The sequence below is a fragment of the Paraburkholderia sp. CNPSo 3281 genome (assembly GCF_024206515.1).
Classification (GTDB): domain Bacteria; phylum Pseudomonadota; class Gammaproteobacteria; order Burkholderiales; family Burkholderiaceae; genus Paraburkholderia; species Paraburkholderia nodosa.
On the sequence record NZ_JAMBPS010000003.1, the window covers coordinates 359,586 to 382,924 of the forward strand.

Sequence of the window (23,339 nt, forward strand, 5' to 3'; positions counted from 1 at the left end):
TCTGTTGTATGCCGAGAACCATTTCAGCCCGCGCTCTGACGCGGGCTTTTCTTTGTTGCGTTTTATTGCTCAGTCAGGATCCGCCCGCGCCGGCTTTCGAGCATCTCGCCGATTGACGCGTAGCGGATGTTGTTGCAAATCGCGGAACCGTCGGGAAGCACATGGGCGACCGCAACGATGTCCTCCGCGAACGTCTCGGACTCCGTGATTGGCTCAGGGTCGACCACATGCCAGCCGTGCTTCACGTCGCGATCGTGAGGGTTGCGAACTCGTATCGTTCTCTGCGGGTATTGCGTAACTGCAAACGCGGCGACTGGCTCGAGGAAAATGTCGACGACGGCCAGACTATCGTCCAGTTCCTTGACCAGCGCGAGTGTGCCTGCCGGGGCCGACACGATGGACCGGTGCGGATGCCGCCAGTCGATCTCGGTGCGAACCTCGACCTCAGGCGGAATGACATAGGCGTATGCGCGTGAGGCCGCCGAGGCAATCAGCCCGGCGAAGCGCTGCAGGATGTCGCGCATGGTGGGTTACTCGCCTTGATCGAACGATGCGCCAGCCGCGCGCACGAGCTCGTCGACGTCCGGGCTGCAGTCCTCGTCATCCGGATCGAGGGTGTCGGCCGCCTCGTCGTCATCGATGCCTTCCCCGTCTACGTAGAGCTCGCCCGCCAGAACACGGCGCAGGAGCACATCAGGGTTCTCATCGGCGACCTCGGCGTAATAACCCCACCCGGCAGGCTCCCTGACGGTAACAACGCGCCCTTCGTCCTGAATCGGACCGCCAGCACCAATCAGCGCCGGTACCGCGAGATAGTTGCGAAAGCGTCCGTCCCTCGAGGACAGCTCGAATATCTCCACACAGACACCGAGCAGCGGTTCGCGCCGCGTATCGCCATGCTCATTCATCACCTCGGCAACGGCTTCGGGAGGAACGGAGAGCGTGTGCACGCGCCAGATGAGCCTGGCCACGCCCGGCCCCTGCTCGAGCGGCGCCGGGCGCACAACCTGAGGCAATAGCAGGTCGCGCATGAGTTCGAGCCGGCAAGAGAGCTTGCCTATAGGCGCGTAGACCGCGAGCGATACCGAAAGGGTGTTCATGCCGGCACTCCGTGCGCCTCGCGCGCATTGACGAACGCAATCAGGTCTGACCGGCGCCATCCGCTTGCGCGCTCGCCGAGCTTGATTGGCGGTGCGATCAGGCCGCGGGCGGCCAATCGGTACAGCGTCGTTTTGCCAATGCCAAGAAAGGCTGCGGCAGCAACAGGCCGGAGGATCTGGTCGGGGTCCATGGTCGGGGCACCTTTGTGAACGGGTGAAAAGGCAGCGTCTAGACTGGACCCGTTTCCCGCGCAAGAGCGTTTCAGAATGGGCAAAGCGAGGCCAAATCGTTTCGGGTTGTTCCCGCGTAGCGTCACTTCTTTTCCCGGCATCACGCAATCACGTTTCGAGGAAGTGGCCGGGCAGCGAGTTGACAAGTACCTGCACCGCGGTGAGGTTCGCCAGCGCCCCGGCCCGTTTGCGCTCGAGGGCGGCCCAGTTCGGCTCCACGCCGGGATAGACGTATCGCTTCTCGAGAACCACATGCCCCAGACGTGCGAGCTCCTGCACCGCTTTTTGATGCCCGGCGAGGCGGACCGCCTTTCGCGACGCATTGCGCCCGTCGCCGATCCAGTCCCATGCCGCCCGAAGCGCTGACGATTCCGGTGCAATGCGCGGAAGGAGCCGCCACTCTTCGGCTGGCCGTAGGCGCGCACGCATGAGTTGCAGCCGCGTTTTGAGGATCCCGCTGGCTTGCGCCAGTTCGTCGTCGGTCATTGCCTTGCCCTGGCAATGCGCCCACAACGCGCGCAGCGTTTCGACAGACGGCGTGCGGACATCGACGGTCTCTTCGTGCTTGCACCAGGTGAACGGGCGCTCGATGACGACGTGCTCATGGGCAATGCTTACCGCGCGAGCGAGCCTGCTGAGTGCGAATGAGCTCTCTGTGAAGATGACAACGTCTGCCGAGCCGATCGCCTCGAGATCTGGGCAACGCGAGACGAGCAGACCACCCCTGGCCCGCCAGCGCTCGAGCGAGGCGAGCGTTTCGCGCTTCCAGGGCAGCCAGATATGGACAGGCTCGATGTCGAGCTGGTCGGTGCGCAGGTAGAACGGCCTTATTGAGACTGGACTGTAGACGAGGACAGTGTGCGTAAATGTCTCATGGGCCTTGCGCACCGACGCGATGACGTTGTCCGTTACGTAGAGACGCGGAGCCACGATTCAGGCCTCCGCAGGCGCGACAGCGACGCCCGTAACACGCTCGCGCTGCTCGAGCCAGTGATCGATCTCGGCTTCGTCCCAGGCGACGCAATGCGGCGACAGCTGGCGGCGCGCGGGGAATTTCCCGTCGCGCTCGAGGCGCCAAAGTGTGGTGGCAGAGAGGCCGGTTTTTTGGACGACGTCCGGTCGGCGGAGATAGCGGCGTGTTTGCATGGCAAACCTCTTTCGAGTCGCCACACTACCCTCGACCAATGAGGGCGCCACGCCGCGTTACCGGTGGGCCCCAGCCGTGTGAAGGTGCTGGCGTACCACCGCGCACGGGAGTCTAGCCGCTCGCCGCTCGGCCGCGGATTGATGACGGGGTCCGCGCCCCGCTTTGAATGCTACGCGATCAACTCGCACGGCGCAAAGGATTTTGAAACGGAGTGGATATCGCTGAAAAGTGCTGAAATCAACCGGGCGGATTAGCCGGCTCGCAACTGGTGCACCTCGGCGCCCGCCTTCAACTTGTCGAGATAGTCGGCCCACTCCTGCATCATGACGCGGCGCTGCTTGATGAACTGTGTCCGGTTATACGCGTCGCCCAGTCGGTCAGGCACCGAGTGCGCGAGCTGACGCTCGATCACCTCGGGATTGTGCTCGAGCTCTTCGTGCAGGATCGTGCGCGCCATCGCGCGAAAGCCGTGGCCCGTGATTTCAGTGCGAGTGTCGTAGCCGAGTCGGCGCAGCGCCGCATTAACAGTGGCATCACTCATCGGCCGCTTTTTGTCGCGCGCGCCAGGGAAGAGGTACTGGCCCACGCCCGTCAGCGCGTATAGCTCGCGCAGGATGGCCACGGCCTGTGCCGCCAGTGGCACGAGATGACCCGTGTCCGTCTTCGTCGCGAGATACCGCCACTCCCCCTTGTCGAGATCGAACTGGGCCCACTCAGCCTTGCGTAGCTCGCCCGGGCGCACGAACAGCAACGGCGAGAGCTTGAGCGCGCACAGCACGGCGAACGTGCCCGAAAACCCATCGAATGCCCGTAGCATCTCGCCGACCTTGACCGGCTCGGTGATGGCTGCGAAATGCGTTTCGACCGGTGCCGGAATCGCGCCGACCAGATCCCGCGCCGGGTCGGACTTGCAGAAACCTTCCTTGATGGCGTAACGGAACACGCGGCTGATCTCGCTGCGCACGCGGTGGGCGGTGTACCGCGCGCCACGCGCATCGATGCGCTTGAGCACCGACAGAAGCTCCGGTGCGTCGATCGCCGTAATGGGGCGGTTGCCAAGCCAGGGGAACACGTCAGCCTCAAAGCGGGCCAATGTCTTTTCGTACTGTCCGATCTGCACAATCGTCTTGCGCTCGTCCATCCAGCCAAGCGCGACTGCCTTGAAGGAGTTCGCCGCGGCGAGCCGCGCGACGCGCTTTTCGACTTTCTTGGCCTCGCTGGGGTCAATGCCGGCCGCCAGCTTCTCCCGCGCCTCACCCCGTCGCTTCCGGGCGGCGGCAAGGCCCACATCCGGATAGACACCGAGGGCGAGCACCTTCTGCTTGCCGTGCAGCCGGTACGCCATACGCCAGTACTTCGCCCCGTTGGGCTGCACAAACAAATACATGCCCTCCCCATCCGCCAGCTTGTAGGGCTTCTCGGCGGGCTTGGCGTTGCGCACGGCGGTGTCGGATAGCGGCATATCAGGTACCAACAGGTTTCGGTCAGGTACCAACGAATATACCATCAAAAATTCGCAATACTCTGAAACGATCCGAACCAGCCAGAAACGAAAAACCCCGCAAAAACAGGCGCTTTTGCGGGGTTTCGGAGTGGCATGAAATGCTATGAACAGTGTTCATGGTGCCGGGGACCGGACTCGAACCGGCAAGCCGTTAGGCGGCGGATTTTCGTCACACCACGTCTTTCGACGCCACGCGTCCTGGTATGGACGCGCGTTCGTGCGCTGGACTATGCCTTCGCCGTCGCTTAAGCGCCGCGTATCTCACGCCGCGCCCGGCCTTAGGCGCCCCCCGTCTAGTCTCTACACCTTCCTGACCGCCGCTTTGCGCGGCAGCCGGCTTGGCTCGGCGTTGCCTCGGCGCCTCGCGCGCAACGCGCTTCAAGGCCCAGGGGGTTCGCCGAATTTGAGGGGTTCTGCACCGGCCGTTTCCGGTCGGGCACTCAATCGTTTTTTAAGTCCGCTATGTTTACCAATTTCATCACCCCGGCAGGGCGGACGCGATTCTACCATTGCCCGGCGCGCGTCCCAAAGGCGCGACGGGGGACCGCATCCGTCATCTGCCGGTCATACACGTTTTTCATAATCGGCCCCATCGAAAACGTTTACAAACGACGCCGGGGCCGCTCGCATGACGCCAACCATCAAGGATGTCGCCGCACACGCCGGATTCTCGATCGCCACCGTGTCGCGCGCGATCAATGCGCCTCACACCGTCAACCCCATCACGCTCGCGCGGGTGCGTGAAGCGATCGACGCGCTGAAGTTCCGCCCGAACCCGCTCGGCCGCCAGTTGCGCGGCGAGCGCACGCGTCTGATCGGCGTGGTGCTGCCCACGCTCGCCAATCCGGTGTTCGCGGAGTGCCTGCAGGGCATCGATGAGCTCGCCTCGGCCCAGGGCTTTCGCCTCATGCTGATGACCACGCAATACGACGCCGATCGCGAGCGTCATGCGATCGAGACGTTGCGCGCGCAACGTGTCGAGGGCCTGATCCTGACCGTCGCCGACGCCGACACACACCCGCTGCTCAACGAACTCGACGCGGACGGCCCGCTCTACGTGCTGATGCACAACGACACGAAGCGCCGCCCTTCGGTGTCGGTGGACAACCACCAGGCCGCCTGCGACGGCGTGCGCATGCTCATCGCGCACGGCCATCGCCGCATTCTCATGCTGGCCGGCACGCTGGCCGCCTCCGACCGCGCGCGCCAGCGCCATGCTGGCTATGCCCTCGCGATGCAGCAGGCCGGCCTCACGCCCGCGCCAGCCCTCGAAATCGATTTCAACGCGCAGGAACTCGCGCCTTCGGTGCTCGCGCATCTGACGAGCGGACCCGCGCGCCCCACGGCCCTTTTCTGCAGTAACGACCTGCTGGCGATGGTCGTGATGCGCGGACTGCGCCGAGCCCGTCTGCGCGTGCCGCAGGACATGTCGATTCTCGGCTTCGACGGCCTCGCGATGGGCGAACTGCTCGCGCCGCCGCTTGCTAGCATCGGCACGCCGAACCGCGAGATCGGCCGCGAAGCGTGGCAATGCCTGATGGCGCGCATCGGCGGCCAGTACGCGGGGCCGCTCGCCAATACGCTGCCGCACACCTTGCGCGCGGGCGGCACCATCGCGGCGATCGCGCACGCGCCGCTCGGCGCGCGTGGGAGCGCGATCGATCGCGACCTCGAACTCGGCGGCGCGCTCCCGTGAGTCCGTGGCACGTCTGAAGAACAAACCGAACCAGCCAAACAAGCCAAATAATCCGGACCGCGCACGCACGCGGCCCTCATCCACCAGAACGCTCTCGCAACCGACCTGGAGACCTGCCGTGACCAGCCGCTTCGCCTTTGCCGGCCCGCTTTCGCTTGTGCCCGCGCGCGCCGCCCTGCGCGCGCTAGCCGCGCCCGTGCGGCGCGTGACCCGCTTGCCCCGCTTCTCCCGTGCGCTGCCGCTCGCCGCGAGCGCCGCCGCCCTCGTCGCTGGATTTGCCGCGCCACTTGCGGCACAGGCCGACCAAACCGCTATCTGTTACAACTGCCCGCCCGAATGGGCAGACTGGGCGAGCCAGATTCAGGCGATCCAGAAAGAGACCGGCATTCGCGTGCCGTTCGACAACAAGAACTCCGGCCAATCCATCGCACAACTGATGGCCGAGCAGAAGAGCCCGGTCGCCGATGTCGTCTACCTCGGCGTGTCTTCGGCGTTCCAGGCGAAGGACAAGGGCGTGATCACGCCGTACAAGCCCGCGCACTGGAACGACATTCCCGCCGATCTGAAGGACCCGCAAGGCTACTGGTTCGCCATCCATTCGGGCACGCTCGGCTTCTTCGTCAACAAGGACGCGCTCGAAGGCAAGCCGGTGCCGCGTTCGTGGGCTGATCTTCTCAAGCCCGAGTACAAGGGCATGGTCGGCTACCTCGATCCGTCGAGCGCCTTCGTGGGTTATGCGGGCGCGGTGGCCGTGAACCTAGCGTTGGGCGGCACGCTCGACAACTTCCAGCCCGCTTTCGAATGGTTCGGCAAGCTCAAGGCCAACCAGCCGATCGTGCCGAAGCAGACCGCCTACGCGCGCGTGCTTTCGGGTGAGATTCCGATCCTGCTCGACTACGACTTCGACGCCTACCGCGCTAAGTACAAGGACCACGCGAACGTCGAGTTCGTGATCCCCAAGGAAGGCACGATTTCGGTGCCCTACGTGATGAGCCTCGTGAAGAACGGTCCGCACGAAGCGAACGGCAAGAAGGTGCTCGACTTCGTGCTCTCCGACGAAGGCCAGAAGCTCTGGGCCAATGCCTACCTGCGCCCGGTGCGCGCGAGCGCGCTCTCGCCGGAAGCGGCTTCGAAGTTCCTGCCCGCGAGCGACTATGCGCGCGCAAAACCCGTGGACTTCGCGAAGATGGCGGCGCAGCAGCAGGCGTTCGGCGAGCGCTATCTGCAGATCATGCACTGATATCCCAGCCAATCACTTCCATGCATGACCTCACTTTTCCGCTGCGCTGGCGCGTGGCGCTCATCGCGCCCGCGCTCGCGGTGTTCCTCGCATTCTGGCTGTTGCCGATGATCGCGCTCGTGCAGGTGAGCGCCGATGGCCACTTCGTCGAAACTTATCGCGCACTGCTCACGAATGGCCGTTACATGAGGAGCCTTGGCGCGACCATCGCGCTCTCGGCCGCGGTGACCGCGGCAACGCTCGTGATCTCGACGATCTGCGGCCTTCTGCTCGCGCGGCGCGCGTTCGCGGGGCGCCGCGCGCTCGTCGCGTTGCTCACGTTTCCGCTGGCGTTTCCGGGCGTGGTGGTCGGCTTCATGGTCATCATGCTCGCCGGCCGCCAGGGGTTGATCGGCGCGCTTTCGCTGCGGCTCACCGGCGAGCGCTGGGTGTTCGCGTACTCGATGGCGGGACTCTTCGTGGGTTATCTGTACTTTTCGATCCCGCGCGTGATCGTAACGGTGATGGCATGCGCAAGCCAGCTCGACGGCTCGCTCGAAGAGGCCGCACGCTCGCTTGGCGCGTCGTCGTGGCGTGTGCTGTGCGACGTGATCCTGCCCGCGCTCGCGCCCGGCCTCGTCGCCGCAGGAGCGATCTGCTTCGCGACCGCGATGGGCGCGTTCGGCACGGCGTTCACGCTCGCCACCGACATCGACGTCCTGCCGATGACGATCTATACCGAGTTCACGCTCAACGCGAACATGGTCACGGCTGCCGGCCTCTCGATCGTGCTCGGTCTCGTCACGTGGGCGGTGCTCACGCTCGCGCGCAGCGTGACGGGCGCGGCCGTCGCGGCCACGGCATGAGCACGCTATGGTTTTCGAGGACTCCAGAATGATTTCGGCCGTCAATTGCGCCGCTTCCGCGGCGCAAGACATGCACGAAGCGCCCGACCAGCCGCCCGCCGCGCGGCGGCGCTTCGCGCTGCCCTCGGCGCGCGCATGGATTGCGTGCGCGCAATGGCTCGTCACGCTCGCCACCTGCGCGTTTCTCGTCGTGCCCGTGGCGATGTCGATCCTCGCGGGGCTCACCGTCAATTATTTTCGCGGCGTGGCCAGCGGCCTCACGCTGCGCTGGCTCGACCAGGTCTGGACGCAGTATCACGGGAGCGTCTTCCTCTCGCTCGAAGTGGCGGCCGCCACCCTCGTCATCACGCTCGTGACCGGCGTGCCCGCAGGCTATGCGCTCGCGCGCAGCCGCACGCGCCTTTCGCGTTTGATCGAGGAATTGCTCGTGCTGCCCGTGGCCCTGCCCGGCCTCGCTTCGGCGCTCGCCCTGCTCGTGGTGTACGGCGGCTTCAGCGCGTTTCGCATGAGCGCGGCGTTCATCGTGGTCGGCCACGTGGTGTTCACGCTGCCGTTCATGGTGCGGCCCGTGGCGGCCGTGTGCGCGTCGGCGGATCTGCGCACGCTCGAAGAAGGCGCGGCGAGCCTCGGCGCGAGCTTCTGGCAGCGCTTCAGGACCATCGTGGTGCCCAATGCGCGGCCCGGCATCGTGGCGGGCGCGCTCGCGGTGCTCACGCTTTCGATCGGCGAATTCAACCTCACGTGGATGTTGCACACGCCCGACACCAAAACGCTGCCAGTCGGCCTCGCGGACACCTACGCGTCGCTGCGCATCGAAGTGGGCAGCGCCTACACGATCCTCTTCTTCCTCATGACGATGCCGCTGCTCGTGGCGATGCAATGGCTCGGCGTGGACGTGCCTGGCTCCTCAGGAAAGCCATCTGGCAAGCAGCGCCTCGCAGGCCAGCAAAAGAACATCAAGGATGCCGAATGAAGCTCGAACCGATCCCGATTACGCTCACGCGCTGCGCAAAGACGTTTCGCGGCACGCGCGTGCTCGAACCGCTCGATCTCGCGATCGGTGCGGGCGAAACGCTCGTGCTGCTCGGCCCTTCGGGCTGCGGCAAGACCACCACGCTGCGCATGATCGCGGGTCTGGAAACGCCCGACGCCGGCGGCCGCGTGGCCTTCGGCGACGAGGACGTGACCGCGCTGCCCATCGAGCAGCGCAAGGTCGGCATGGTGTTCCAGAACTATGCCCTCTTTCCGAACCTCGATGTGCGCGGCAACATCGGCTATGGCCTGAAGATCCAGCGCGTTCCCGCCGCCGACGCGCGCGCACGCGTGGACGAACTGCTCGCGATGATGCGTCTCGAAGCGCACGCGGCCAAGCCCATCAACCAGCTTTCGGGCGGCCAGCGCCAGCGCGTGGCGCTCGCACGCGCGCTGGCGCCGCGCCCGCGTGTATTGCTGCTGGACGAGCCGCTCACCGCGCTCGATGCGCGCCTGCGCGACACCTTGCGTAGCGAGATGAACGTGCTCTTGCGCGAGCTGGGCGTGACGACGGTCTACGTCACGCACGATCAGGCCGAGGCGATGGAGCTGGGCGACCGCATCGTCGTGATGAGCGCGGGCCGCATCGAGCAGATCGGCACGCCGCGCGAGATCTACTTCCAGCCTGCGAGCCGTGCAGTCGCGCAATTCGTCGGCACGCTCAACCGGATCGCCGGAGAATGGCAAGGCGGCATGCTGCGCACGAGCGGCGGCGCCGTGCCGGCCAGCGCGCCCCAGACCACCGGAGCCGCCGAACTGTATTTCCGCCCCGAAGACGCCACGCTCGCCGACCCTGTCGGCGCGCAACTACGCGGCGTGATCGAGCAGGCGACCTTTCTCGGCGAGCGCACGCGTCTGACGATCGGCGGCGCGGCGCCCGATGCCCTGCTCGTCGACGTGGCGGGCCGCGTCGAGCTGGCACGCGGCACACCGGTCGGCATTTCGATCGCCCCCGAAGCGCTCATCGCGCTCGCGTAATTCTTACAAAATGAGGACTACCATGCTGCTCGCCCAGATCAGCGACCTGCACATCAAGCCACCTGGCGCGCTCGCCTATCGCCGCGTCGATACGGCCGCGAGCCTCGCACGCACCATCGCACGGTTGAACGCGCTCACGCCGCGCCCCGACGCGGTGCTCATGACCGGCGACCTCGTCGACCACGGCTCGATCGAGGAATACCGGCACCTGAAAACGCTGCTTGACACGCTCGACATTCCGTACTGGCTCTTGATCGGCAACCACGACGCGCGCGAGCCGCTGCGCGAAGTGTTTGCCGAGCGGCCTGAACTGCGCGAAGGCGGCGAGTTCATCCAGTACGCCGTCGACCTCGGCGCGCTACGCGTGATAGCGCTCGACTCCATGCAGCCGGGGCAAAGCGCGGGCACGCTCTGCGAAGCGCGCCTCGCGTGGCTCGCGCAGCAGCTCGACGCGGCGCGCGGCAAGCCCGTGATCGTTGCGCTGCATCACCCGCCGTTCGACTGCGGCATCGGCCATATGGATGCGATGCGGCTCGACGACAGCGCCGCGCAGGCGCTCGAAGCGCTCGTGGCGCAGCACCCCAACGTCGAGCGCGTGCTGTGCGGTCACGTGCACCGGCCCATGTTCGTGCGCTTCGGCGGCACGATCGCTGCGGCCGTGCCCGCGCCGGCCCACCAGGTCACGCTCGACCTCGCGCCCGACGCGCCCTCCACCTTCACGCTGGAGCCGCCCGCCTTCGCGCTGCATCGCTACGACCCGCAGGGCGGGATCGTCACGCATCATGGCTACGTGGACACGTTCGACGGCCCCTATCCGTTCTACGAGCCCTCGGGCGAGCTGATTGCCTGAAAGCGCGACTGGCGGCGCGCTCCCGCACCGCCAGCGCGATTGTGCGGGCTCCGGTATGATCGGCACGCTCGAAGCCTGCCTTCCATATCACCGGGCGCCGCCCGCATTCGCACATGTCCACACCTGATTCCGCAAACGCTCGCGCAAGCCAGTCGCTGCGCGGCCTGCTGCTCCTGCTCGCGACCATCGCGGGCGTCACGGTCGCGAACATCTATTTCAACCAGCCGCTGCTCGACGATTTCCGCCAGAGCTTCCCAGCCGGCGCCGCGTGGATCGGCGCCGTGCCGGCCGGCACCCAGCTCGGCTACGCAGCCGGCATGCTGCTGCTCGCGCCACTCGGCGACCGCTACGACCGCCGCCGCATCATCCTGCTGCAAACCGCCGGCCTGTGCGTCGCGCTGCTCGTCGCGGCCACCGCGCCATCGCTTGGCGTGCTGGTCGGCGCGAGCCTCGCGATCGGTATCCTCGCCACCATCGCGCAGCAGGCAGTGCCGTTTTCCGCGGAACTCGCGCCGCCCGAGGCGCGCGGCCACGCGGTGGGCACGGTCATGAGCGGCCTCTTGCTCGGCATCCTGCTCGCGCGTACGGCGGCCGGTTTCGTCGGCCAATACTTCGGCTGGCGCGCGGTGTTCGGGGCGTCGATCGTCGCGCTGCTCGTGCTCGCGCTCGTGATCGTGAAGAAGCTGCCGAAGAGCCAGCCGACCTCGAAGCTCGGCTACGGCAAGCTGCTGGGCTCGATGTGGCATCTCGTGCTGGAGCTGCCCGGACTGCGTGAAGCGTCGGCGACAGGCGCGTGCCTCTTCGCCGCGTTCAGCCTCTTCTGGCCCGTGCTCACGCTGTTGCTCGCGGGCGAGCCGTTCCATCTCGGGCCACAGGCAGCGGGCCTGTTCGGCATCGTCGGCGCGGCTGGCGCGCTGGCCGCGCCGATGGCGGGGCGCTCCGCCGACAAGCGCGGGCCGCGCGCGGTCATCACGATGTCGATCGTGCTGATGGCGCTCGCCTTCGTGATCTTCGCCTTCTCCAGCACGAGCCTGATCGGCCTCGTGATCGGCGTGATCGTGCTCGACGTGGGCGTGCAGGCCGCGCAGATCTCGAATCAGTCGCGCATCTACGCGCTGCGCCCCGAGGCGCGCAGCCGCGTGAATACGGTGTTCATGGTCTGCTACTTCATTGGCGGCGCGACCGGTTCCGCTGTGGGCGTGACCGCCTGGCACGCATTCGGCTGGATCGGCGTGTGTGGAGCGGGCATCGCATTCACGGCGCTCGCCGGCTGGATTCACCATGCAACGCGCCCGCGCATGGGCGCGGGCGCGCAGACTTCTTCCTGAGGGCTAGCGGCAAGCGCTATTTGCGCGTGTACAGCAAGTCGGTCATGTCGTCGGCATGCTCTTCCTCCGTTGCGAGGATCTGCTCGAAGATGCGCCGCGTGGTGGTGTCGTCGTGACCGAGATAATTGATGATCGCGCGATAGCTCTCGATAGCGATGCGCTCCGCGATCAGATTCTCGCGGATCATGTCCTTCAGGTCGGCTCCTTCCTTGTATTCCGAGTGCGAGCGCTCGACCAGCGTCGCCGGCGAGAAGTCGGGCTCGCCGCCTAGCTGCACGATGCGGGCCGCGAGCATGTCGGCGTGCTGCTGCTCCTCGGTTGCGTGCTGGAGAAACTCGGCCGCCACCGACTCGGACTCGATGCCCTTCGCCATGAAATGGTGCCGCTTGTAACGCAGCACGCACACGAGTTCCGTGGCGAGCGAATCGTTGAGCAGCTTGAGCACGGTCTGGCGATTCGCGGGGTAGTCCGGCGTGACCGGCCCCTGGTCGAGATTGCGGCGTGCCTCATCGCGTACGCGCTTGAGATCGAACTCAAACGAAGCGTGTGTCTTCGACATCTGACTCTCCTTCGAACATGGCATGCATGAGTGGGGTTGGCTTTGCATGGCGCGCATCATCGGTGCATCACGCCTAGCAGCAACGTGACGACGAAGACCACGAGGAAGATGTAGAACAGGATCTTGGCGATTTCGGCCGCGCCCGCAGCGATTCCCGTGAAGCCGAACACGGCGGCAATGATCGCGATGATGAAAAACACGATGGCGTAGTGAAGCATGGCGTAGTCCTCATTGTGGGCGGATGTGCTGCGCTATGTCGCGCCTGCGTCAGCGCTAGCGCAAGCAGCGGACCCGACGCATGCACATACGCAGGCGCATGGCGGCACAAATGACCGGGCACGGGACATGCTGGAGAGTGATTTCCCTTGATACGTTACGTGGAGGACTTCCTCATGAAACGCCTGATTGCCCTCTTTCTCGTTACCGCTTCGCTGGCAGCGCTCTCGGCCTGCAACACGATGGCGGGTGCCGGCGAGGACGTTTCCGCAGGCGGCCACGCCCTCACGAACTCCGCGGAAAAGGCGAAATAGTGTCTGGCAGACGGTAAAGGCGCCAGGGTGACGGCTAACGCGCGCACGTAGCGCGCACGTAGCCCGTACGTGCGCTGCCGGCATCGATCACCGGTGAACCATAAAGTCGCGGCCGCTGTGCGCCTCACTTGCACAGCGGCCGCGCGCACAACGCGGCGTTGACGCGAGGTGCCTCGCGAAGTCAGGATGAACTCAGGAAGTGCGGCGGCGGTCGTCGAACAGGAACGACAGACCCACGCTGCCGAGAATCAGCACGGTCGCCACAACGGTTGCGCTCGTGACCGGCTCGCCGAGCAGCAGCGCGCCGAGCGCGACGGCAACCACGGGATTCACGTACATGCAGCTGCTCGCGACGAGCGGGCTGGTATGGCGGATCAGATAGCCATACGCGACATAGGCGGCCATCGTGCCGATGAACAGCAGGTAGAGGAACGCGAGGAGTGGCAGGAAATGCAGCTCGCCCATGCGTTCGCCGCTGATCCACGCGACCGCCGTCGAAATGGCGCCGCCAAGGCCGATCTGCAGCGCCGTCGCGACGAAGAGATCGGTCGGCAACGTGAGCTTGCCCGCCAGATGCGCGCCGATTGCCCAGAAGAGCGCGCCGCACAGAATCGCGAGGCTGCCGCCCGCCGACCCGGACGCGGCGCCGCCATGGCTCAGGATGGCGATTCCGACGAGGCCGAGCGCGACCGCGGCCCATTCGGCCTTCGCCACGCGCCGCCCGGTGACCGCCGAAATCACGGTCGCGAACAGCGGCACCGTGGCGACCATCACGGCCGCCTTGCCGGTGCCCACGGTACGCATGCCGTAGGCAAGCATGCCGCTCGACAGGCCCACGAGCAGCGTGCCCACCACGCCTGCGTTGCGCACTTCGAGCAGCGTAGGCATGACGGGCCGCCGGCGCATGGCGAAGACGAACAGGCCGATCCCGGCGAACAGATTGCGCAAGCCGGAGAGCAGGAGCGGCGGGAACGAATCGAGCGCGACCTTCACGCCGAGATACGTCGAGCCCCAGACGAAGTAGACGACGGCGAGGGAGAGCGCGACGCGCCCGGAGCGCGATTGCGGCAGCCGCACGGTGCGCGCGAAACGCCATAGCGCGGCAGCGGCCTGCTGGGCTCCGGCGAGAAAAGATTGAGTGCTCACGCGGGAAGACATACGGGGAGGCATCGTCATTTCACCGCGGCGTATGATGAAAGGGGACCGCGGCGCCCCGGCGGCAAGGCGGCGGGACGGGTAAAGCTCGACGGCATGGTGCAGATGCGCAAGAACGCGAAAAAAGACGGGGTACGAAGGACACCCGGGACGGGCGAAGCGCATTATGCAACAACGCCGGGCGGTGCGGAGGCTTTCAGGATGCTTTATGCGCGGCGATTCGTTGCGTGCGCGTCACAGTGGGAGCGACGCAAGCCAGGACGGCCGATCGCGCACCATATCGACGTTCGCCGACCGCGTCACGCCACGCTGGTTGGATCGTGCTAGCATGACACAACCTTTCGTTTAACTTTCATCAGTCGGTTTTCGTACACGCCACTCGCCATGCTTTCGCTCGTTTCGCGCCCCGTATCCGCCTTGCCGCCGCGCCATTCGCGCGGCGCGCCGGCGCGCTCACGCGCAGAGCGCGAGCGAACGACGCCGTGGTCTCTCGACACCCGAGCGCGCGCCCTGCCGTCCCTGTCCGCCCCGCTCTACGCCGCCCGGCGTCCGCACTGAACCCGCCTCCCCCAACCCATCGGAGCCGTTCGGTCGGGCTCCGGGCCGATCCGTTGCGCCCCGCTGCGGCCCGCGCCCGATTGCGCGCTTTCGCCCGCCAGCCCTCACCGCTACCTCGAATCTTTTCTGGATCGCAAGGAGAACTGCCATGTCAAAGAAAATCCGTTACTTCACCGAACTCGATGTTGCCCGCCTCGAAAAATGCGCCGCCGAACCCGGCGCCTCCCCCGCGCGACAGACTATGCTCGACGAGCTGCTCGAACACGCCGTGATCGTGGAGGCGCGCGACATGGCCGCCAACGTCGTGACGATGAATTCGCAGGTCACGCTCGTGGACGAGCGCAACGGCGCATCCCTCACGTACACCGTCGTCTATCCGCATGAGGCGAACGTCGACGCCGGGCGCCTGAACGTGTTCTCGCCCGCGGGTCTCGCGCTCCTCGGCGCGAAGCGCGGCAACGCCGTGCGCTTCACGACGCCGGGCGGCGCGGTCGAAACGCTGAAGATCGAACGTATCCTGTTTCAGCCCGAAGCCTCGAAGGATTTCACGCTGTAAGTTCCGCATACACGACTCACCACGCCTGGCACATTGCACGCGAGTTGGCACTTGCCAGATCGTCGCAGCACGGTGTATTGTTTGGCCTTGCTTACGCGGGGGTCCTGCGTCATGCGCCGCATCGAACGAAAGTCGTGCAGCGTATTTCGCGGGTGAGAAATACCCTTTGAACCTGATCTGGATAATGCCAGCGCAGGGAAGCGTCCGGACTTCGCAACATCGCTCAACGCCTCACCTCATCACAGCGAAGTCCGTCCACGTTCCGTCTCGTCTCCTGCTAAGCCGCTGTTCCCACTTTGCTTTGCATGGAGAGAGACGCATGAACGCGAATCCGAAGTTCATTTCCGCCAACGCGCACGTCGACGAAGCCGCGATCGCGCCGCTGCCCAATTCCCGCAAGATCTACGTGACCGGTTCGCAGCCCGATATCCGCGTGCCGATGCGCGAGATCACGCAGGCGGATACGCCCACGGGCTTCGGCGGCGAGAAGAATCCGCCGATCTACGTCTACGACACCTCGGGTCCGTACACCGACCCTGAAGCGAAGATCGACATTCGTGCAGGCTTGCCCGCGCTGCGTCAGAACTGGATCGAAAAGCGCGGCGACACCGAAGCGCTGCCGGGCCTTTCCTCCGAGTACGGCCGCGAGCGCGCCGCCGACCCCGCGACGGCCGAGCTGCGCTTCCCGGGCCTGCACCGCACGCCGCGCCGCGCGAAGGCCGGCAAGAACGTCACGCAGATGCACTACGCACGTCAGGGCATCATCACGCCGGAGATGGAATACATCGCGATTCGCGAGAACCAGCGCCGCGCCGAGTATCTGGAAAGTCTCAAGGCCAGCGGCCCGAACGGCGCGAAGCTCGCCGCGATGATGGGCCGCCAGCATCCGGGCCAGGCGTTCGGCGCAGCCGCCTTCGGCGAGAACGCGCTCAAGGAAATCACGCCCGAGTTCGTGCGCGACGAAATCGCGCGCGGCCGCGCGATCATTCCCGCGAACATCAACCACCCGGAAAGCGAGCCGATGATCATCGGCCGCAACTTCCTCGTGAAGATCAACGCGAACATCGGCAATTCGGCGGTCACCTCGTCGATCGGCGAAGAAGTCGACAAGATGACGTGGGCGATCCGCTGGGGCGGCGACACGGTCATGGACCTCTCGACCGGCAAGCATATTCACGAAACGCGCGAGTGGATCATCCGCAACTCGCCGGTGCCGATCGGCACGGTGCCGATCTACCAGGCGCTCGAAAAGGTCAATGGCAAGGCCGAAGACCTCACGTGGGAAATGTTCCGCGACACGCTCATCGAGCAGGCTGAGCAGGGGGTGGACTACTTCACGATTCACGCGGGCGTGCGGCTGCAATACGTGCCGCTCACCGCGAACCGCATGACGGGCATCGTCTCGCGCGGCGGCTCGATCATGGCCAAGTGGTGCCTCGCGCATCACAAGGAATCCTTCATTTATGAGCATTTCGAAGAGATCTGCGAAATCATGAAGGAATACGACGTGAGCTTCTCGCTCGGCGACGGCCTGCGTCCCGGCTCGATCTACGACGCCAATGACGAAGCGCAGCTCGGCGAACTGAAGACGCTCGGCGAGCTCACGCAGATCGCGTGGAAGCACGACGTGCAGGTGATGATCGAAGGCCCGGGCCACGTGCCGATGCAGCTCATCAAGGAGAACATGGATCTCCAGCTCGACTGGTGCCAGGAAGCGCCCTTCTACACGCTCGGGCCGCTCACCACCGACATCGCGCCGGGCTACGACCACATCACCTCTGGCATTGGCGCCGCGATGATCGGCTGGTTTGGTACGGCCATGCTCTGCTACGTCACGCCGAAGGAACACCTGGGCCTGCCGAACAAGGACGACGTGAAGGAAGGCATCATCACGTACAAGCTCGCAGCGCATGCGGCCGATCTCGCGAAGGGGCATCCGGGCGCGCAGGTGCGCGACAACGCATTGTCGAAGGCGCGCTTCGAGTTCCGCTGGGAAGACCAGTTCAACCTCGGCCTCGATCCGGACAAGGCGCGCGAATTCCACGACGAAACGCTGCCGAAGGACTCGGCCAAGGTCGCGCACTTCTGCTCGATGTGCGGCCCGCACTTCTGCTCGATGAAGATCACCCAGGACGTGCGCGACTTCGCTGCGAAGCAAGGCGTGAGCGACGACGAGGCTCTGAAGAAGGGCATGGAAGTGAAGGCGGTCGAGTTCATCAAGCAGGGCGCCGAAATCTATCAACGCCAATAAGCGCCGACTTCGGGCTGACTCAGGGCTACTTCGCCCCGGCGGGCGCACGCCGTCCGCCGAAACATTTTCTAACGACTCCCACAACTCTCTGACAAGCGCACACACCCGGATACGGGTCGCGTGGCTAGGATGAGGGTATCGAAGGTGCGGCGTGCGCGCGAGCGCATGTCTCACCGCTCACTCGAACGCATCTGCGTGGGGAGTCGAAAAATGAAAACGCTCAAACGTGCACGCACGCTCCTGACGGTGACGACGCTCGTCGCCGTGCTGGGCAGTCTTGGCGCTTGCGACAACATGTCGACACGCGACCGCGATACGGTGATTGGCGCGGGCGTAGGCGGCGTGGCCGGCGCGGCGATTGGCGGCAATGCGCTCTCCACCGTGGGCGGCGCAGCGGTGGGTGGCGTGATCGGCAATCAGGTTGGCAAGTAAGTGGCAAACAGGCGGTAGCGCCAGTACGAATCGACGATGCGGCTGCACGACTAGTTGCACGATCGAAGCGACGGCACAGAACAGAAACGATACGACAGGCAACACGCCATTCAAGGCGTGCATCAGGGAAGGATGCGCGGCGCAGACCCTCACGGGCTGCGCCGCGTTTGCTTGGGTCGATGGCATTCAGCCGCAGGACTACGCAATATATTCGGTAAGCGAAGCACGACGCAAAGCGGGTTCGTACGGCGTAAGCTCGAACGATCAGACGGCCCGGGCCTGAAGGCGATAATCCCGCGCGGCCGTTCGCCATTCGCGGAGCCCGCCATGAAACGTCCGTCTGTGTTCGTGATCGCGTCCGCGAGCGCGCTCCCCGCGCTTTCCGGCTGCTACTACTACGCCCCCTACGGCTACGCGCCCTACTACTACGGCACCGTGCCCGTTGCGGCCACCCAGCAGGAAGCCGCGGTCGTGCAACGGCGCCGAACCCCGCGCCGGCCGCCATGCCCGACGCACAGTATCCGGGGCCACTCTATCCCTCGCCTCCCGTTGCGATCGCCGTGCCTGCGTGGCCAGCCTATCCGGCCTATGCAGCCTACCCTGCGGCCTATCCCGCGTACTACCCTTATCCCGCGTACGGCTGGGGCTGGGGTGCGCCCGCCGTCTCGTTCGGCTTCGGCTACTGGGGCGGCGGCGGCGGACACTGGCATCACTGACGCTCACGCACTTCAGCCACACGGCAAAGTACACCGCAAAACGGTGCCGGACCGTACTTTCCCTCCTTGACGCTCCCGTTTCGTTATCTATCCTCCAAGTGGGCTAGCGGGGATTGAAGCACCGCCTTAACTCGGCCGCCTGGCCCGGCACTGAACTCCACAGCCGACGAAGCGCCCCGGCGCACGCTGCCGCACTGCGGCGCCGATAACGAACCAGCATAAAGGAGACGTGATGTTCCACCAGCTGTTGACCCCTATCGGCAATTCGCTGCTGTTTTCGTTTCTGATCGCCGTGCTGCCCATTCTCACCGTGCTCGTCCTGCTCGGCTGGGCGCGGCGGCCCGCATGGCAAGCCTCGCTCGCGGGGCTCGTGGTCGGTCTGGTCGTCGCGATCGCCGGCTGGCAGTTTCCGGTCAATCTCGCGATCAGCTCGGTGCTCGCGGGCGTGGTGTTCGCACTCTGGCCGGTGATGTGGATCGTCGTCACCGCAATCCTGCTCTACAACATCGCGCTGCGCTCGGGCCGCTTCGCGGCGTTTCGGATGTGGCTGCTCGACAATCTGCCCAACGACCGGCGCATCGTGCTCGTCGTGGTTGGCTTCTCGTTCGGCGCGTTGTTCGAAGGGATTTCCGGCTTCGGCACGCCGATCGCCATCACGAGCTCGCTGCTCATCATGCTCGGCTTCCCGACGCTCGAAGCCCTGACCTTCACGCTTATCTTCAACACGGCGCCCGTGGCGTTCGGCGCGCTCGGCGTGCCGATCACCGTGCTCGGCGCGGTCACGCACCTGCCCGCCGATCTGCTAGGCCAGATGGTCGGCCGCCAGTTGCCGTTTTTCGCCTTGCTGCTGCCGTTCTATGTCATCGCGATCTACGCGGGCGTGGGCGGCATGCTGCGCATCTGGCCGGTACTGCTCGTCGCGGGCGGCAGCTTCGCCCTCACGCAGTTCGTCACCGCCAACTTCATCAACTACAGCCTCACCGACGTGCTCTCGTCGCTCATCTCGCTGATCCTCACCATCCTGTTCCTGCGCGTATGGAAGCCCGCCCCGGATTCGCGCTTCACGATCAAGGTCGATCGCGCGAGCGAAGCGCGCGGCAGCGTGTCGGGCACGCAGGGCTGGTATCCGTGGATCATCGTGTCGGCCGTCGTGATCATCTGGACCATCGCGAAGGTCTTCACGATCGGCGAGGTGAAAGTGCCGTGGCCGGGCCTCGACAAGGCCGTCTACATCACGCTCTACAACACGCCCTATGGCGCGATCTGGGACTTCCAGCCGCTCGCCACCGGCACGGCGATTCTCGTCGCGGCGATCATCACCGCATTCGTCGTGCGCCTGAAGCCCGCCGATTTCGGCGTCGCGATCGTCGATACCTGGGTGCAGACGCGCATTGCCATCCTCACGGTCGCGACCATCGTCGGGCTCGCGTTCCTCATGAACTATTCGGGGCTCACCTATACGCTGGGTCTCGGGGCGGCTTCGGTCGGCGCATTCTTCCCGCTCGTTTCGGCCTTCCTCGGCTGGGTCGCGGTGTTCCTCTCGGGCAGCGACACCTCGGGCAACGCGCTGTTCGGCAACCTGCAGGTGGTGGCCGCGAAACAGCTCAACCTCAATCCCATCCTGATGGCGGCGACCAACTCGTCGGGCGGCGTCATGGGCAAGATGATCTCGCCGCAGAACATCGCAACGGGCGTCGCGACCACGGACCTCAAGGGCCAGGAAGGTCATGTGTTCGCGAAGACGTTCAAGCACTCGATCCTGTTGACGGTGCTGCTCGGCATCCTCGTGTGGCTGCAGCAGAACGTGCTCACCTGGATGATTCCGCACTGAGTACGGCGAGCGCGTGCATGAAAAAAACCCGCCTGCGCAGGCAAGCGCAGGCGGGTTTTCTTTTGCGACATCGGCCGCCCAGCGAATCCAGCGAATGCCGGCTCAAGCGCGATGCTTAGTGCAGTTCGTCGACCACGAGGCTCATGATCTCCTGCGCCGGGCGCGACGCGTCGATCTGGCCGCTGTCGTCCACGATCGCGATGCGCGTCTGGTTGTCGGTCACGGCGCGCACGTTGAGCTTGTACTGCTTCGCGACCTTTTCCTTGCGGCCGTGGAAGATCTGGTTCCAGAAGCCCTGTTCGTCCGAGCTGTGGTCCTTCGGATCGACGTAGCGCACATAGTAGATGCCCTTCGTGCGGTCGCGATCGTCCACCGTGAAGTTCGCGCGATCGAGCGCGATGCCCACGCGCACCCATGCGCGGTCGTACGGCTCGCCGAGCGTGAGTTCCGACGAGGTGTACTGGCCCGACGTGCCCTGCGCGCCCGAGTTCGACGATCCGCTGCCCGATTGCTGGCCCACGGCAGCGACGTTCTGCGCGGCCATGGCGGCGGCAGCGGCGTCCGGAGCATTCTTCTTCGCGTCGGTGCCCTTGCTGTTGGCCTTGGCGTCGGCTTCGGCCGCGACCTGCGCGTCGGGCACGCCCGGCTTCGCGTTCGCGAGCGTCATCATGAGGCGCTTGAGGTACTCGGCTTCGAGCGCGGGATCGTTGGGCTTCGGCACCCACTTGCTGGTGTCGTTATTGGTGCCCGAGAGCTGTTCGCTCAGACCCTTCTGGCTGATGAACACATAGGTGCCGCCGCTGGGCGACGTTTCGAGGCGCGTGCGGTACTTGTTGCGCTCGGCGGTCACGTACGAGTTGCCCGTGGCCCACGAGAGCGTGTTGCGGATGAGGCCGTCGCTGATCTTCGGATGGGTTTCGTTCCAGTCCGTTTCCATCACGCCCTTGTCGCGCTGGTCGACCACGAGCAGAAAGCCTTGTTCCTGCCAGAAGCGGCGCACCTGGGCCCAGACCTGGTCGGGCGCGCGGCTGTCGATGACGAGCCAGCTTTCCGTGCCGTCGCGCTGGATATGCATGCCCGGCACCTGCGGGACCACCTGGCTCTCGTCGGACTGCGGCGCGGCGGCCTGGGTCTGCTTGAGCGAGGACAGCGAGGCCTCGCCGCCCTGCGGCGCGAGCGAGCGCTGGTCGGACGCTTCGTCGAGCATGTTCGGCGGCACAGCGAGCGACGACTGCTTCGCCTTGGCGTCACTACGGTAATCGATCTTGCCTGGCGTCGGCGAGCTGCAGCCGGCGACCAGCCCGCCCGCCATCAGAAGCGCAAGCGCGCGTGCGGCAAGACGTTGATGAAAATCACTCATGTTCGGGTAATCCCTTCGGCTACGCCACGGCCAGTTTCCGTGGATCAACCAAACATTTTACCGGTCCGGCGGCCCGCTGTGCAAAAACCACGGGGTGGCACGCAATCCAGGCCCCGCATCAGCCCCGGCGACACGCGCCGGACCGTGATCGCGACTCCCCAAACCGACCTCGCCGTACCATTCATCTAAGTTCGATCCGACACTGCAAGCCTGCTGAGTCGCCGTCAATTTCCTTTAGGATCAACGCACTAACTCCAATCCACGCCAAAACGCCCCTCTGCGCTCTGCCGCCCTGCCAGCCTCAGACGCTTGCGAGGACGACCCCGGCGCTAATTTCACCTCGAAATCTCAATAGAGCTCGACGATCACGCGCTACGGGCCCGGGTATTGCCCGGGTTCGCCTGTCAGCCTCGGCGCGACGATAGCCGGCATCGACGGCGTGGGCGCTTCCATGACCTTCGCGGTCGCGAGCTCGACGACGCTGCTCGCCAGCGGCAACTGGGCCTTCGGCAATCTCGCTGGCTACAGCGGTCGCGCGTTCGGCTGGGGACTCCCGTTCTTCTTCGGGCGCCGCGTGTTCACGGCGATCGCCTCGCAGGTCACGCCCGCAGGAAGCAGACCATTCTTCGCGTTCTGAGCGCGCCGGCGGCCGCCAACGTCTCATCGGTCACAAACGACGAAGGCCTCTTGCGAGGCCTTCATGAGCGCAGGTTGCGCGAATGTCGAGCGGATGTAGAAACGCAACCGCGAACAGAGTGCGCCCGCCTTAGTCGTTCGCGGCGTTCGGGTCGGGCGTGGTCTTCGCGAGCTTCGGCGGCGCGAGCCAGCGGAACGTCGCGAGGCCCGACTCGTTGAAGGTGCACTCCGCGGCGGCCGGCGTGACCGCGGCCTTCTTGATGCCGAGTTTCGCGACCAGCGCCGCGACCGGCGTGGTCGGCTTGCCCTCCGGCGCGCCGCCCTGGGCGACCGGAGCGGTGGGAACCGAAATCGTGCCGGGCAGCGCCGCCGCCTGCACCGTCGGCGCGGTGATCGTGGTCGCCTCGTTGGCGCCCTGCGCCGTGTTGGACGACGCTGCCGATGCGGCCGAAGCCGCCGATGCCGACGGCGCCGAGGCAGCCGCGGGGGCCGACGCCGCGCCGTTCTCGAGCCGCCCTTCGATCACCACGCGCGCACCACGATACGTCGTCGCGCTATGCGTGACTTTCAGGTCGCCGAGCGTCGTCCCGGCAAGGCGGCTACGCATCGCCTCTTCGCACGTGCTGGTGTTGCGGTACTGCGCCGCGCATCCCGCGAGCAGGGTGACGGCGGCCGCGAGGCCGGCGAAGCATGCGTTACGTTTGTTCATCGCTCATCCGTTTTTCAGGCTGCGGCAATTGTAGCGTACGGGGCGGGGAATCCCTGACGGCGCTCGCGCCCGCGTGCGACCCTGCTATCATCGCT

General features: G+C 65.6%; 25 protein-coding genes and 1 riboswitch. Of the genes, 14 read left to right on the top strand and 11 right to left on the bottom strand.

Translation table 11 applies throughout. The annotated features are described in order from the left end of the window. Window positions 1-62 precede the first annotated feature (62 nt). From M3I56_RS05570 to M3I56_RS05595, 6 genes are all read right to left on the bottom strand, one after another. Window positions 63-524, bottom strand: coding sequence for a hypothetical protein (locus M3I56_RS05570; protein ID WP_254352900.1), 462 nt, complete (start codon window positions 522-524; stop codon window positions 63-65). A 6-nt stretch (window positions 525-530) separates the two neighbouring features. Beyond that, window positions 531-1,100 carry a hypothetical protein gene (locus tag M3I56_RS05575; RefSeq protein ID WP_254352901.1) on the bottom strand — a complete coding sequence of 190 codons (570 nt, stop codon included), beginning with the start codon at window positions 1,098-1,100 and terminating at the stop codon, window positions 531-533. Further along, window positions 1,097-1,291, bottom strand: coding sequence for an AlpA family transcriptional regulator (locus M3I56_RS05580; RefSeq protein ID WP_254352902.1), 195 nt, complete (start codon window positions 1,289-1,291; stop codon window positions 1,097-1,099). The genes M3I56_RS05575 and M3I56_RS05580 overlap by 4 nt, the downstream gene beginning before the upstream one ends. Window positions 1,292-1,439: 148 nt before the next feature. After that, entirely contained in the window at window positions 1,440-2,261 is an 822-nt protein-coding gene (locus M3I56_RS05585; protein WP_254352903.1) for a hypothetical protein, read from the bottom strand. A 3-nt stretch (window positions 2,262-2,264) separates the two neighbouring features. Then, window positions 2,265-2,477: an AlpA family transcriptional regulator gene (locus M3I56_RS05590; RefSeq protein WP_254352904.1), complete on the bottom strand. Its 213-nt coding sequence runs from the start codon at window positions 2,475-2,477 to the stop codon at window positions 2,265-2,267. A 251-nt stretch (window positions 2,478-2,728) separates the two neighbouring features. Further along, window positions 2,729-3,940 (bottom strand): integrase arm-type DNA-binding domain-containing protein, encoded by a 1,212-nt coding sequence (locus M3I56_RS05595; RefSeq protein ID WP_254352905.1) that lies wholly within the window; start codon window positions 3,938-3,940, stop codon window positions 2,729-2,731. 670 nt (window positions 3,941-4,610) lie between these two features. Between M3I56_RS05595 and M3I56_RS05600 the strand changes: the two genes are divergently transcribed. The 7 genes from M3I56_RS05600 to M3I56_RS05630 all read left to right on the top strand — a co-directional run bounded on the left by M3I56_RS05600 (window position 4,611) and on the right by M3I56_RS05630 (window position 11,951). After that, on the top strand, window positions 4,611-5,678 hold the full coding sequence (locus tag M3I56_RS05600; RefSeq protein ID WP_254352906.1) for a LacI family DNA-binding transcriptional regulator: 1,068 nt from the start codon (window positions 4,611-4,613) through the stop codon (window positions 5,676-5,678). 196 nt (window positions 5,679-5,874) lie between these two features. After that, window positions 5,875-6,918 carry an ABC transporter substrate-binding protein gene (locus M3I56_RS05605; RefSeq protein ID WP_375541683.1) on the top strand — a complete coding sequence of 348 codons (1,044 nt, stop codon included), beginning with the start codon at window positions 5,875-5,877 and terminating at the stop codon, window positions 6,916-6,918. Between the two features lie 20 nt (window positions 6,919-6,938). Further along, window positions 6,939-7,763 carry an ABC transporter permease gene (locus M3I56_RS05610; protein WP_254352907.1) on the top strand — a complete coding sequence of 275 codons (825 nt, stop codon included), beginning with the start codon at window positions 6,939-6,941 and terminating at the stop codon, window positions 7,761-7,763. 70 nt (window positions 7,764-7,833) lie between these two features. Beyond that, a complete protein-coding gene (locus M3I56_RS05615; RefSeq protein WP_254341272.1) occupies window positions 7,834-8,736 on the top strand; it encodes an ABC transporter permease in 903 nt (300 codons plus the stop codon). Next, window positions 8,733-9,773 carry an ABC transporter ATP-binding protein gene (locus M3I56_RS05620; protein WP_254352908.1) on the top strand — a complete coding sequence of 347 codons (1,041 nt, stop codon included), beginning with the start codon at window positions 8,733-8,735 and terminating at the stop codon, window positions 9,771-9,773. The genes M3I56_RS05615 and M3I56_RS05620 overlap by 4 nt, the downstream gene beginning before the upstream one ends. A gap of 22 nt (window positions 9,774-9,795) precedes the next feature. Next, window positions 9,796-10,623: a phosphodiesterase gene (locus M3I56_RS05625; RefSeq protein WP_254352909.1), complete on the top strand. Its 828-nt coding sequence runs from the start codon at window positions 9,796-9,798 to the stop codon at window positions 10,621-10,623. A gap of 113 nt (window positions 10,624-10,736) precedes the next feature. After that, window positions 10,737-11,951 carry an MFS transporter gene (locus M3I56_RS05630; RefSeq protein WP_254352910.1) on the top strand — a complete coding sequence of 405 codons (1,215 nt, stop codon included), beginning with the start codon at window positions 10,737-10,739 and terminating at the stop codon, window positions 11,949-11,951. A gap of 16 nt (window positions 11,952-11,967) precedes the next feature. Here M3I56_RS05630 and M3I56_RS05635 read toward each other — a convergent pair whose 3' ends face one another. Continuing rightward, on the bottom strand, window positions 11,968-12,510 hold the full coding sequence (locus M3I56_RS05635; RefSeq protein ID WP_028204223.1) for a bacterioferritin: 543 nt from the start codon (window positions 12,508-12,510) through the stop codon (window positions 11,968-11,970). 56 nt (window positions 12,511-12,566) lie between these two features. After that, window positions 12,567-12,728: a DUF1328 family protein gene (locus tag M3I56_RS05640; protein ID WP_028204224.1), complete on the bottom strand. Its 162-nt coding sequence runs from the start codon at window positions 12,726-12,728 to the stop codon at window positions 12,567-12,569. A gap of 174 nt (window positions 12,729-12,902) precedes the next feature. On the opposite strand from M3I56_RS05640, the gene M3I56_RS05645 reads away from it, so the two are divergent. Then, window positions 12,903-13,040: an entericidin A/B family lipoprotein gene (locus M3I56_RS05645; protein WP_042264962.1), complete on the top strand. Its 138-nt coding sequence runs from the start codon at window positions 12,903-12,905 to the stop codon at window positions 13,038-13,040. A gap of 192 nt (window positions 13,041-13,232) precedes the next feature. Here the strand turns inward: M3I56_RS05645 and M3I56_RS05650 are convergent, their stop codons facing one another. Continuing rightward, the gene (locus tag M3I56_RS05650) at window positions 13,233-14,117 is read right to left on the bottom strand and encodes an EamA family transporter (protein WP_254352953.1); all 885 of its coding nucleotides are present in this window, start codon (window positions 14,115-14,117) and stop codon (window positions 13,233-13,235) included. 784 nt (window positions 14,118-14,901) lie between these two features. Here M3I56_RS05650 and M3I56_RS05655 point away from each other — a divergent pair. The 5 genes from M3I56_RS05655 to M3I56_RS05675 all read left to right on the top strand — a co-directional run bounded on the left by M3I56_RS05655 (window position 14,902) and on the right by M3I56_RS05675 (window position 20,539). Further along, complete coding sequence (locus M3I56_RS05655; RefSeq protein ID WP_028204226.1) at window positions 14,902-15,309, top strand: GreA/GreB family elongation factor; 408 nt, start codon at window positions 14,902-14,904, stop codon at window positions 15,307-15,309. A gap of 87 nt (window positions 15,310-15,396) precedes the next feature. Further along, window positions 15,397-15,526, top strand: a riboswitch (TPP riboswitch). A 102-nt stretch (window positions 15,527-15,628) separates the two neighbouring features. Further along, complete coding sequence (gene thiC, locus M3I56_RS05660) at window positions 15,629-17,560, top strand: phosphomethylpyrimidine synthase ThiC (protein ID WP_254352911.1); 1,932 nt, start codon at window positions 15,629-15,631, stop codon at window positions 17,558-17,560. A 210-nt stretch (window positions 17,561-17,770) separates the two neighbouring features. Continuing rightward, window positions 17,771-17,992 carry a glycine zipper 2TM domain-containing protein gene (locus M3I56_RS05665; RefSeq protein WP_254352912.1) on the top strand — a complete coding sequence of 74 codons (222 nt, stop codon included), beginning with the start codon at window positions 17,771-17,773 and terminating at the stop codon, window positions 17,990-17,992. A gap of 503 nt (window positions 17,993-18,495) precedes the next feature. Beyond that, entirely contained in the window at window positions 18,496-18,708 is a 213-nt protein-coding gene (locus M3I56_RS05670) for a hypothetical protein (RefSeq protein ID WP_254352913.1), read from the top strand. Window positions 18,709-18,940: 232 nt separating this feature from the next. Then, complete coding sequence (locus M3I56_RS05675; RefSeq protein WP_254352914.1) at window positions 18,941-20,539, top strand: L-lactate permease; 1,599 nt, start codon at window positions 18,941-18,943, stop codon at window positions 20,537-20,539. Window positions 20,540-20,654: 115 nt separating this feature from the next. On the opposite strand, the gene bamC is transcribed toward M3I56_RS05675, so the two are convergent. Continuing rightward, window positions 20,655-21,899: an outer membrane protein assembly factor BamC gene (gene bamC / locus M3I56_RS05680; protein ID WP_254352915.1), complete on the bottom strand. Its 1,245-nt coding sequence runs from the start codon at window positions 21,897-21,899 to the stop codon at window positions 20,655-20,657. A 364-nt stretch (window positions 21,900-22,263) separates the two neighbouring features. On the opposite strand from bamC, the gene M3I56_RS05685 reads away from it, so the two are divergent. Beyond that, on the top strand, window positions 22,264-22,536 hold the full coding sequence (locus M3I56_RS05685; protein ID WP_309249131.1) for a DUF3443 family protein: 273 nt from the start codon (window positions 22,264-22,266) through the stop codon (window positions 22,534-22,536). Window positions 22,537-22,665: 129 nt separating this feature from the next. Here M3I56_RS05685 and M3I56_RS05690 read toward each other — a convergent pair whose 3' ends face one another. Beyond that, entirely contained in the window at window positions 22,666-23,244 is a 579-nt protein-coding gene (locus M3I56_RS05690; protein WP_254352917.1) for a hypothetical protein, read from the bottom strand. Window positions 23,245-23,339 lie beyond the last annotated feature (95 nt).

Coding starts and splice junctions, on each gene's coding strand:
- M3I56_RS05570 (WP_254352900.1), bottom strand. CDS start 524: ATGCGCGACATCCTGCAGCGCTTCGCCGGGCTGATTGCCTCGGCGGCC.
- M3I56_RS05575 (WP_254352901.1), bottom strand. CDS start 1,100: ATGAACACCCTTTCGGTATCGCTCGCGGTCTACGCGCCTATAGGCAAG.
- M3I56_RS05580 (WP_254352902.1), bottom strand. CDS start 1,291: ATGGACCCCGACCAGATCCTCCGGCCTGTTGCTGCCGCAGCCTTTCTT.
- M3I56_RS05590 (WP_254352904.1), bottom strand. CDS start 2,477: ATGCAAACACGCCGCTATCTCCGCCGACCGGACGTCGTCCAAAAAACC.
- M3I56_RS05595 (WP_254352905.1), bottom strand. CDS start 3,940: ATGCCGCTATCCGACACCGCCGTGCGCAACGCCAAGCCCGCCGAGAAG.
- M3I56_RS05600 (WP_254352906.1), top strand. CDS start 4,611: ATGACGCCAACCATCAAGGATGTCGCCGCACACGCCGGATTCTCGATC.
- M3I56_RS05610 (WP_254352907.1), top strand. CDS start 6,939: ATGCATGACCTCACTTTTCCGCTGCGCTGGCGCGTGGCGCTCATCGCG.
- M3I56_RS05615 (WP_254341272.1), top strand. CDS start 7,834: ATGCACGAAGCGCCCGACCAGCCGCCCGCCGCGCGGCGGCGCTTCGCG.
- M3I56_RS05620 (WP_254352908.1), top strand. CDS start 8,733: ATGAAGCTCGAACCGATCCCGATTACGCTCACGCGCTGCGCAAAGACG.
- M3I56_RS05625 (WP_254352909.1), top strand. CDS start 9,796: ATGCTGCTCGCCCAGATCAGCGACCTGCACATCAAGCCACCTGGCGCG.
- M3I56_RS05630 (WP_254352910.1), top strand. CDS start 10,737: ATGTCCACACCTGATTCCGCAAACGCTCGCGCAAGCCAGTCGCTGCGC.
- M3I56_RS05635 (WP_028204223.1), bottom strand. CDS start 12,510: ATGTCGAAGACACACGCTTCGTTTGAGTTCGATCTCAAGCGCGTACGC.
- M3I56_RS05640 (WP_028204224.1), bottom strand. CDS start 12,728: ATGCTTCACTACGCCATCGTGTTTTTCATCATCGCGATCATTGCCGCC.
- M3I56_RS05645 (WP_042264962.1), top strand. CDS start 12,903: ATGAAACGCCTGATTGCCCTCTTTCTCGTTACCGCTTCGCTGGCAGCG.
- M3I56_RS05655 (WP_028204226.1), top strand. CDS start 14,902: ATGTCAAAGAAAATCCGTTACTTCACCGAACTCGATGTTGCCCGCCTC.
- thiC (WP_254352911.1), top strand. CDS start 15,629: ATGAACGCGAATCCGAAGTTCATTTCCGCCAACGCGCACGTCGACGAA.
- M3I56_RS05665 (WP_254352912.1), top strand. CDS start 17,771: ATGAAAACGCTCAAACGTGCACGCACGCTCCTGACGGTGACGACGCTC.
- M3I56_RS05670 (WP_254352913.1), top strand. CDS start 18,496: ATGCCCGACGCACAGTATCCGGGGCCACTCTATCCCTCGCCTCCCGTT.
- M3I56_RS05675 (WP_254352914.1), top strand. CDS start 18,941: ATGTTCCACCAGCTGTTGACCCCTATCGGCAATTCGCTGCTGTTTTCG.
- bamC (WP_254352915.1), bottom strand. CDS start 21,899: ATGAGTGATTTTCATCAACGTCTTGCCGCACGCGCGCTTGCGCTTCTG.
- M3I56_RS05690 (WP_254352917.1), bottom strand. CDS start 23,244: ATGAACAAACGTAACGCATGCTTCGCCGGCCTCGCGGCCGCCGTCACC.